General features: G+C 72.3%; 10 protein-coding genes. 6 read left to right on the top strand and 4 right to left on the bottom strand.

Going from position 1 to position 9,219, the window contains the following annotated elements:
• From AB0G50_RS35505 to AB0G50_RS35490, 4 genes are all read right to left on the bottom strand, one after another.
• Window positions 1-1,695 (bottom strand): ABC transporter ATP-binding protein (locus AB0G50_RS35505; protein WP_360118378.1); only part of this gene is annotated, 1,695 nt, incomplete at its 3' end.
• Window positions 1,692-3,371: an ABC transporter substrate-binding protein gene (locus AB0G50_RS35500; RefSeq protein WP_360118375.1), complete on the bottom strand. Its 1,680-nt coding sequence runs from the start codon at window positions 3,369-3,371 to the stop codon at window positions 1,692-1,694. The genes AB0G50_RS35500 and AB0G50_RS35505, both read right to left, overlap by 4 nt.
• Before the next feature lie 53 nt (window positions 3,372-3,424).
• Entirely contained in the window at window positions 3,425-4,420 is a 996-nt protein-coding gene (locus AB0G50_RS35495) for an ABC transporter permease (protein ID WP_360118372.1), read from the bottom strand.
• The gene (locus AB0G50_RS35490; protein WP_360118369.1) at window positions 4,417-5,337 is read right to left on the bottom strand and encodes an ABC transporter permease; all 921 of its coding nucleotides are present in this window, start codon (window positions 5,335-5,337) and stop codon (window positions 4,417-4,419) included. The genes AB0G50_RS35495 and AB0G50_RS35490 overlap by 4 nt, the downstream gene beginning before the upstream one ends.
• Before the next feature lie 302 nt (window positions 5,338-5,639).
• Here AB0G50_RS35490 and ppk2 point away from each other — a divergent pair, with 302 nt between their 5' ends.
• The 6 genes from ppk2 to AB0G50_RS35460 all read left to right on the top strand — a co-directional run bounded on the left by ppk2 (window position 5,640) and on the right by AB0G50_RS35460 (window position 9,160).
• A complete protein-coding gene (gene ppk2 / locus AB0G50_RS35485) occupies window positions 5,640-6,437 on the top strand; it encodes a polyphosphate kinase 2 (RefSeq protein ID WP_360118366.1) in 798 nt (265 codons plus the stop codon).
• Between the two features lie 88 nt (window positions 6,438-6,525).
• Window positions 6,526-7,101, top strand: coding sequence for an XRE family transcriptional regulator (locus AB0G50_RS35480; RefSeq protein ID WP_360118363.1), 576 nt, complete (start codon window positions 6,526-6,528; stop codon window positions 7,099-7,101).
• Between the two features lie 63 nt (window positions 7,102-7,164).
• Window positions 7,165-8,103, top strand: coding sequence for an NAD(P)/FAD-dependent oxidoreductase (locus AB0G50_RS35475; RefSeq protein ID WP_360118360.1), 939 nt, complete (start codon window positions 7,165-7,167; stop codon window positions 8,101-8,103).
• 73 nt (window positions 8,104-8,176) lie between these two features.
• Window positions 8,177-8,500, top strand: a complete 324-nt coding sequence (locus AB0G50_RS35470; protein WP_360118357.1) for a PadR family transcriptional regulator — start codon at window positions 8,177-8,179, stop codon at window positions 8,498-8,500.
• Window positions 8,497-8,853, top strand: coding sequence for a DUF1048 domain-containing protein (locus tag AB0G50_RS35465; RefSeq protein WP_360118354.1), 357 nt, complete (start codon window positions 8,497-8,499; stop codon window positions 8,851-8,853). The genes AB0G50_RS35470 and AB0G50_RS35465 overlap by 4 nt, the downstream gene beginning before the upstream one ends.
• A gap of 1 nt (window position 8,854) precedes the next feature.
• Window positions 8,855-9,160 carry a DUF1048 domain-containing protein gene (locus AB0G50_RS35460; protein ID WP_360118351.1) on the top strand — a complete coding sequence of 102 codons (306 nt, stop codon included), beginning with the start codon at window positions 8,855-8,857 and terminating at the stop codon, window positions 9,158-9,160.
• Window positions 9,161-9,219: the final 59 nt, after the last annotated feature.

Here is a 9,219-nt window from a genome sequence, read left to right as displayed (position 1 = left end):
GCGTCGACCGCGCGGTGGTGCACGACGGTCATCAGCCACGTCCCGAACCCCCCGCGCGTGCGGTCGTAGCCGCCGGGGTTGCGCCACAGGGACAGCCGCGACCGGGGCGGCGGCGATCAGCCTGGTCGTGTACGGGTGGGCCGGGCGGGTCAGGACACGGGTGGCCGGGCCCTGTTCCACCACCCGGCCGTCCTTGAGGACCGCCACGCGGTCGGCCAGGCGTTCCACCACCGCCAGGTCGTGGCTGATGAACAGGCACGCGAAGCGCAGGCCCTCCTGGAGCGAGCGGAACAGGTCCAGGATTCGGGCCTGCACCGACACGTCCAGGGAGCTGGTCGGCTCGTCCGCCACCAGCAGCACCGGGTCCAGGGCCAACGCCCGGGCGATGCCCACCCGCTGCCGCTGCCCGCCGGACAGCTCGTGCGGGTACCGGTCGCGCAGCGACGGCGACAGCTGCACGAGGTCCAACAGCTCGTCCACCCGGCGCCCGACGTCCTTCCCGGACCCGTGCAGCACCAGCGGCTCGGCGATCGTGCGGCCGATCGTGGCACGCGGGTTCAGCGACGACGTCGGGTCCTGGAACACCACGCCGACCCGGCCGCGCGCGACCCGGCGGGCGGCGCCGCGCAGGGCCGCGATGTCCTTGCCCTCCAACGACACCACGCCCCGCGGCACGGCGCGCAACCCGGTGACGGCGGCCGCGATCGTGCTCTTGCCCGAGCCGGACTCGCCGACCAGGCCCAGGATCTCGCCCGGGTCGACGTGCAGGCTCACCCCGTCGACCGCGCGCACGGGGGCGGCCCCGAACCGGCCGCGGTAGGTCACGGTCAGGTCGGTCACCGCCAACACCGCGTCCGGGCCCGCCACGTCCTCGGCCACCACCTCGCCGGCGGAGGGCCGGACGTCGGTCGACAGCGACACCACCGACGACAGCAGCGCCCGGGTGTACTCGTCGCGCGGCGCGGCGAACACCGAGTGCACGTCGCCCTCCTCGACCACGCGACCGTCCTTCATCACCACCACCCGGTCCGCGACGCCCGCCACCACGCCCATGTCGTGCGTGATCAGCAGGATCGCCACCGACAGCCGGTCGCGCAGGTCGAGCAGCAGGTCCACGATCTCCGCCTGCACCGTCACGTCCAGCGCCGTGGTCGGCTCGTCCGCGATCAGCAGCGGCGGGTCGTGCGCCAGCGCCATGGCGATCACCACGCGCTGGAGCTGACCGCCGGACAGCTCGTGCGGGTAGGCGCGCATCCGACCGGCCGACAGCGGGAGCCCGACCAGCCGCAGCAGTTCCCCGGCGCGCGCCGCGGCCTCCTTGCGGGAGCACGACCGGTGCGCCCGCACGGCCTCCACGAGCTGGTCGCCGATGGTGAACACCGGGTTCAGCGCGCTCATCGGCTCCTGGAACACCACGCCGATCCGGCCGCCGCGCACCGCGCGCAGCTCGGCGGCCGTCATCGCGTACAGGTCCTGCCCGTCGAACACCGCGCGGCCCGACACCCGTGCCGTGGACGGCAGCAGGCGCAGCAACGACATCGCGGTCACGGTCTTGCCGGAGCCGGACTCGCCGACCACGGCCAGCACCTCCCCGGCCGCCAGGGACAGCGACACGTCCCGGACGGCCGAGGTGGTGGTGTCGCCGCCGGCGAAGTCGACCGACACGCCCTCCAGCGCCAGCAGCGGCTCGCTCACTTGGTCAGACCCACCTGGAGGTAGTTCGGGTAGGCCGGGAAGTCCGCGATGAAGAAGTTCGCGACCTTGGACCCGTGCAGGAACGAGTTGCGGGTGTAGATCAACGGCACGATCGGCGCGTCACCGAGGATCTTCTTGTCCAGCGCGGCCCACTTCTTGCCCGCCTCGACGGGGTCGACGGTGGCCTGGGCCTCCTCGATCGCCTTGTCCACCTCGGGGTTGCGGTAGCGGGACACGTTGTACCCGCCGTTGCCGATCTCCGAGGACGCGAACAGCGGCTGGATGTTCGAGTTGGCGCTGGGGAAGTCCGGCTGCCACGACGACAGCGTCAGGCTGTAGTCGGCCTTCTCGCCGGTCGTCTCGGTCTGGTAGCTGTCACCGTCGACCGTGCGGATCGTCGCCTGGATGCCGGCCTTGGCCAGCGACGCCTGGAGCGACTGAGCCTTCTCCGGGAAGTTGTTGCCCTGCTGCACCAGGAAGTCCAGGCCGGTGATCCCGTTGGGGAAACCCGCCTCGGCGAGCAGCTTCTTGGCCTTCTCCGGCTCGCCGGCGGGCTGGGTCGGGTACAGGTCGAACTTCTCCCGGCCCTCGATGCCCTCGGTGATCAGCGTGGTGGCCACGGCGCCCGCGAGGTCGGCGTTGCCCGCCGACGCGATCTGGAACGAGGTGCGGTCCACCGCGTACTGGATCGCCTGGCGCACCTTGAGGTTGTCGAACGGCGCCTTGGTCGTGTTCAGCGACAGGTAGGCCAGCGCGCCGGACTTGGAGGTCACCACGCGGGACTTGGCCGACGGGTTGGACGACAGCTGCGCGAGCTGCGCGGGCGAGACGAACGACGAGCCGAACGCGAACTTGTCGTCACCGGAGTCCGCGGCGAGGCGCTGCGAGATCACCGACGCGTCCTGGCCGAGCTGGAAGACCACCTCGTCCGGCAGGCCGGCGCGGACCTGGTCCTTGTCGGTGCTCCAGTTGGTGTTGCGGGTCAGGTGCGCCTCGACACCCTTCTGGTACTTGGTGATCTGGTACGGGCCCGACGCGACGGGGTGCTCGCCGTAGTCCGGCTCCGCGCCCTTGCCCTTGGGCACCGGCGCGAACGCCGGTGTGCTGACCACCCACGGCCAGTCGCCGTACGGGCGGGCCAGGTGGAAGGTGATCGTGGTGTTGTCGGGCGTCTCGATGGACTTCAGCTCCGCGCCCTCGAACGGACCGCGGTAGTCGCCGCCGCCCTCGAGGAGCTGCTTGTGGTAGCCGAGGCCGCCGGAGAACGCGGGCGCGAACGACCGCTCGATGCCCCACTTGACGTCCGCCGAGGTGATCGGCGAGCCGTCGCTGAACTTCAGGCCGTCCTGGAGCTTGAACGTCCAGGTCTTGCCGCCGTCGGTGGTCTTGCCGGTGTCCGCGAGGTCGGGCACGACCTTCGTCTGCTCACCGGGCTTGTTGAGCCAGCCGGTGAGCCTGCGGTGCACCAGTGCCAGCGAGGTGATCGCCAGGTTGGAGCTCTTGGCCGGGTCGTAGTTGAGCGTCTGGCCGTCCGAGAGGATGCGCAGCGTTCCGCCGCGCTCGGCCTTGTCCGACCCGGCCTGCGTCGCGGGCTGGTCGTTCGCGCCGCACGCGGCCAGGACCAGCGTGATCGCGGTCGCGACCGCGACGGCCCCGAGTGGTCGACTTGTGGTCATCGGGATTCTTCTCTCCTGCGTGGGACGGGATCCGACGGGATCCGTGGGTGAACTCAGGACAACCGGGCGCGGGGGTCGAGCGCGCCGTAGCAGAGGTCGACGAGGGTGTTCGCCAGGACGATCAGGAACGCGGCGAACAGGGTGCAGCCCAGCAGCAGCGGCAGGTCGCGGCCGTATGCGGCGTCGATCATCAGCGACCCGACGCCCGGCAGGCCGAACACCCGCTCGGTGATCACCGCGCCGCCGAGCAGCGAGCCGAGGTCGACGCCGAAGATCGTCACCACCGGCAGCAGCACGTTGCGCAGCGCGTGCTTGCCGACGACCTTGGTCTCGGTGAGGCCCTTTGCGCGGGCGGTGCGGATGTAGTCCTCGCCGAGGGTGTCGAGCATCTGGGTGCGGGTGACCCGGGCGTAGACCGCGGCGTGCGCGAACGCCAGCACGCACCACGGCAGCACCAGCCGCCACGCCCAGTCCACCGGGCTGGTGGTGAACGCGACGTACCCGCCGACCGGCACCACGTCGAGGGTGAACCCGAACAGCAGGATCCCCAGCAACCCCACCAGGTACACCGGCGCGGACACGCCGAACACCGAGGTCGCGAGCGCGATGCGGTCCCAGGCCGTGCCGCGTTTCAGCGCCGCCACCACACCCGTGCCGATGCCCGCGAGCAGCCACAGCACCGCCGCGCCGATCGCGACCGACGCGGTCACCGGAAGCCGGTCGCCGAGCAGCGTCAGCACGTCGGTGTTCTGCTGGAACGAGTAGCCGAAGCACGGCGCGTCGCAGGTGATCGACGTCGCGCCGGACCCGAACGTGCGACCGGCGACGATGCCCACCAGGAACTCCGGGAGCTGCTGCCACCACGGCTTGTCGAAGCCCATGAAGTCGCGCGCCAGCGCCAGGCTCTGCGGGGTGCACGGCCGGCCGCAGGACGCCTGCGCCGGATCCGCGGGCACCAGGTAGAACACCACGAACGTGGCCAGTGCCACCAGCAGCAGCACGAGCAGCGCGCTCGCCAGCCGGGACGCGAGGTGGACCGCGATCCTCATCGCCGCACCGCCGTCTTCGGGTCGAGCGCGTCGCGCAGCCCGTCGCCCAGGACGTTGAACGCCCACGTGGCCAGGAACAGCGCGCCGCCGGGGAACACCAGGAACATCGGGTCCGTGCCGACCCAGCCGATCGCGTCGCTGATCGCGCGTCCCCAGCTGGGCGTCGGCGGCGGGATGCCCACGCCCAGGAACGACAACGCCGCCTCCAGGCCGATCTTGCCCGGGATGGACAGCGTGGCGATCACGATGATCGGACCCCACAGGTTGGGCAGCAGCTCGTGCCGGAACACGTGCGCCGGACCGGCGCCCAGCGACCGCGCCGCCGACACGAACGCCCGGTTGCGCAGGGTCAACGTCTGCGACCGCACGATCCGCGCGATGTAGGGCCAGCCGAAGAACCCGATCACCACGATCAGCAGCAGCGGTTTCGGCACGCCCGGCGGCACGACCGCGGCCAGCGCGATCATGAACACCAGGTACGGGAACCCGAGCAGCACGTCCGCGGTCCAGGTGATCACCCGGTCCGGCCAGCCGCCCAGGTAGCCCGCGGCCGCGCCGAGCACCACGCCGACGAGCACCGACACCGCGGTGGCCGCCAGGCCGATCAGGAACGACGTGCGGGCGCCGTGCACCACGATCGCGAACAGGTCCCGCCCGGTCAGCGGCTCCACGCCGAACCAGTGGTCGGGGCCGATGCCGCCGAGCGCGCCCGCGGGCCTGCCGGTGCCGGGGTCCAGCGCGTCGGTGCGGTAGGTGTACGGGTCCTGGCCCTCGATGGCGCTCAGCACGTCCGCGCCCAGCGCGGCGAGGCCGAGCAGCGCGACGGCCACCGCGCCGGCGGTGGCCCAGCGATCGCGGCGCAGCGTCGCCAGGACGGCGCGGGGCACCGAGCGGACGGCGAGGGGACGGTTCGACAACGGGCACCTGACCTTCGGGGGTGATGAGCGGCGCTCAACCTAAATGGGTTGACGGTGCGGCAAGGCGGTTCCCATCGACTGGGACGGTTCGGGTGCTCCGCGTCACGAAAACACTGACGGCGCGGCGGTTTCGGCATTCCGAAGGTATGGACCACACGGGTCGACCGCGGGCGACCGCCCGGTGCTACGGGCGCGCGAGGGCGACCGGGGCACCCCCGACAGGCCGTTCGCGGCCGCGTCCGAGTGGGCTCGCGCGGTGCTCCGCCTGGCCGGATCGGCGTGGTTTTGCCAGGCTGTCGGACATGGCCGTGAAGCGAATCCCGCGTGAACCGTACGAGCGCGAGCTGCTGCGCCTCCAGGGCGAGCTGGTCCGGATGCAGGACTGGGTGCGGACGTCGGGCGCGCGGCTCGTCGTGGTGTTCGAGGGTCGCGACGCGGCGGGCAAGGGCGGCGCGATCAAGCGGGTCACCGAGCACCTCAACCCCCGGGTCTGCCGGGTGGTGGCGCTGCCCGCGCCCACCGAGCGCCAGCGGACCCAGTGGTACTTCCAGCGCTACGTCGACCACCTGCCCGCCGGCGGCGAGATCGTGCTGCTCGACCGCAGTTGGTACAACCGGGCGGGTGTCGAGCGGGTGATGGGGTTCTGCACGCCCGACGAGTACCGGCGGTTCCTGCGCCAGTGCCCGATCTTCGAGTCGCTGCTGGTGGAGGACGGGATCCTGCTGCGCAAGTACTGGTTCTCGGTCAGCTACACCGAGCAGCAGCGCCGGTTCCGGGAACGCCTGGAGAACCCGCTCAAGCGGTGGAAGCTGTCCCCGATGGACCTGGAGTCGATCACCCGCTGGGACGACTACTCGCGGGCCAAGGACGAGATGCTCGTGCACACCGACACCGAGATCGCGCCGTGGACGGTGGTCGAGGCCGAGGACAAGCGGCGCGCCCGGATCAACATGATCGCCCACCTGCTCGACAGCGTGCCGTGGGAACCCGTCGACTACCCGGACCTGAAGCTGCCCAAGCGGCCCAAGGGCGGTGGCTACGAGCGCCCGCCGCGCGAGCTGGAGCGCTGGGTGCCCGACCACGCGGCGACGCTGCTGTAGCCCGCGCCGTGTCGCCGATTTGCCGTTTCGGCCGGTTTCGACGGGGGCGCCGGCGGTGCCGGGCGGGGGAGTTTGGCACCCTGGTGGCATGGCGGAGCTGGAAGAGATCCTGACCGGGGTGGGGCCGCGACTGCGGGCGGTCCGTCGTGGGCGCGGTGTCACGTTGGACGAGTTGTCGGCCGCCACGGGCATTTCGGTGAGCACGCTGTCGCGGCTGGAGAACGGGCGGCGCAAGCCGACCCTCGAGCTGTTGCTGCCGCTCGCACGCGAGCACGGGGTGCCGATGGACGAGTTGGTGGGCGCGCCGCCGTCCGGCGACCCGCGGGTGCACCTGCGCCCGATCCACCGCAACGGCATGACCTTCATGCCGCTGACCAGGCGTCCCGGTGGGCTCCAGGCGTACAAGATGATCATTCCCGGTCTGGACGGGCCGGCGCCGTGCGAGCCGAAGACGCACGAGGGCTACGAGTGGCTCTACGTGCTCAACGGCCGGCTGCGGCTGGTGCTCGGCGACCAGGACCTGGTGCTGCGGCCCGGCGAGGCGGCCGAGTTCGACACCCACGTGCCGCACTGCCTCGGCCCGGCCGACGAGCACCCCGTCGAACTGCTGAGCCTGTTCGGCAAGCAGGGCGAACGCGCCCACCTGCGGGCCCGCACCCGCTGACCAGGGTTGCCGGTCCGGCAAGAAAGCTCGGCGGACCGGCCGGGTCGCGCGCACGCTGTCCGCATGACCTACGACGTCCTCGTGATCGGCGGCGGCCCCGCCGGTCTCACCGCCGCCCTGACCCTTGGCCGGGTCCGCCGATCCGTCCTCGTCCTGGACTCCGGCGAACCGCGCAACGCCCCCGCCGCCGGCGTGCACGGCTTCCCCACCCGCGACGGCCTGCCGCCCGCCGAGCTGGTCGCGCTGACCAGGGCGGAGGCCGAGGTCTACGGCGTGCGGGTCGAGCGGGCCCGCGTCGTCGGCGCCCGTCGCGCGGCCGACGGCTTCGAGGTGACCACCGCCGCGGGCGAGACCTTCGCCGCCCGTCGCCTGCTGGTCGCGACCGGGTTGGCCGACGACCTGCCGGACGTGCCCGGCGTGCGCGAGCTGTGGGGCCGCGACGTGGTGCACTGCCCGTTCTGCCACGGCTGGGAGATCCGCGACACCGCGATCGGCGTGCTGGGCACCGGGCCGATGGCCGTCCACCAGGCCCTGCTGTTCCGCCGGATGAGCGCCGACCTGACCCTGTTCACGCACCGGTCCGACCCGCCGACCGCCGAGCAGCGCGAGCAGCTCGACGCGCTGGGCGTCACCGTGGTGCCGGGCGAGGTGGCCGGGCTGGTCCTCCGCGACGACCGGCTCGTCGGCGTCCGGCTCACCACGGGCGAGGTGGTGCCCCGGACCGCCCTCGCGGTCGCGCCGGTCATGGGCACCCGGGCGGACTTCCTGACCGACCTCGGCCTCCCGGTCGAGCCGCACCCGATGGGGTCCCACGTGCCGGCCGACGCCCGGGGGCGCGCGGCGGACGGCGTGTGGCTCGCGGGCAACGCCACCGACCCGGCCGCCTCGGTGCTGATCGCCGCCGCCGAGGGCGCGACCGCCGCCGTCGCGATCCACGCGGACCTGCTGGAGGAGGACACCCGCCGCGCGGTCGAGCACCACCGCCGGGCCCTCGCGGGCTGACGTGCTCGCCACCCCCACTACTCGGTGATACGGTGTAGTAGTACTCGGTGTCACGGAGTACTGGGAGGTGGGGATGGACGACCTGACGGAGATGCTCAAGGGCACGCTCGAGGGTTGCGTGCTGGAGATCATCGGCGGTGAGGAGACCTACGGCTACGCCATCACGCGCCGGCTGAACGACCTCGGCTTCGTCGACGTCGTCGAGGGCACGGTCTACACGATCCTGCTGCGGTTGGAGCGCAACGGGCTCGTCCAGGTCGCGAAACGACCGTCCGGACTGGGTCCGCCGCGCAAGTTCTACGCGCTCAACGACGCGGGACGCGCGGAGCTCGCGACGTTCTGGGCGAAGTGGGAGTACGTCTCGGCGCGCATCGACAAGCTCAGGGAGGGGCGATGAACTTCTGGGACACCGTCACGGGCGGCGACCTCACGCGGGAGTGGAAGGCCTACGAGGCCCGGGCCGAGGCGCTGCCCGCCGACCACCGGGCGGCGTGGGCGGAGATCAAGGCCCACCTGTCCCCGTACGGCGACTTCACCGGCCGCAACCTGATGCCGATCCTCGACGGAGCCCTGGGCCTGCTCGAGGAGACGGCGGCCGAGGGCCAGGGCGCCCGGGAGGTGCTGGGCGAGGACGTCGGCGGCTTCTGCGCGGCGCTGGCCGGCGGTGAGGGCGCGCGCGGCCACCGCGACCGGTGGCGCGCGCAGCTGAACGGGAACGTGGCGAGGAAACTGGGCCGGCTGGGAGGCTGACGTGGGCGTGCGGGACATCGTCGAGGGCAAGAGGCAGTGGCGGGCGCACGTGGCCCGGGTCAAGGCGCTGCCACCGGACTACGGGATCGTCTACCGGGAGATCCAGCGGTACTTCTTCAAGATCGGGCCCGCCGGGCTGACCGAGGGCCCGCTGCTGTCCGACCTCGTGGACTTCTTCGAGGAGGGCGTGGCCGCGGGCAAGGGCGTGCTGGAGATCGTCGGCGACGACGTCGCGGCGTTCGCCGACGGCCTGGTGAAGGACACGCCCACCTACGCGGACCTCCACCAGGAGTCGCTGCGGCCCTGAGTCGAGGCCGGTCGGTCAGTCCCGGCCGGCGACCAGGGCACGGGCCTCGCGCAGGGACG

The sequence above is a fragment of the Actinosynnema sp. NPDC020468 genome, from assembly GCF_040642015.1.
In the GTDB taxonomy this organism is placed as follows: Bacteria; Actinomycetota; Actinomycetes; order Mycobacteriales; family Pseudonocardiaceae; genus Actinosynnema.
Note: the sequence above shows the minus strand (reverse complement) of the source record. Positions and strands in the feature narration are given on the sequence as shown.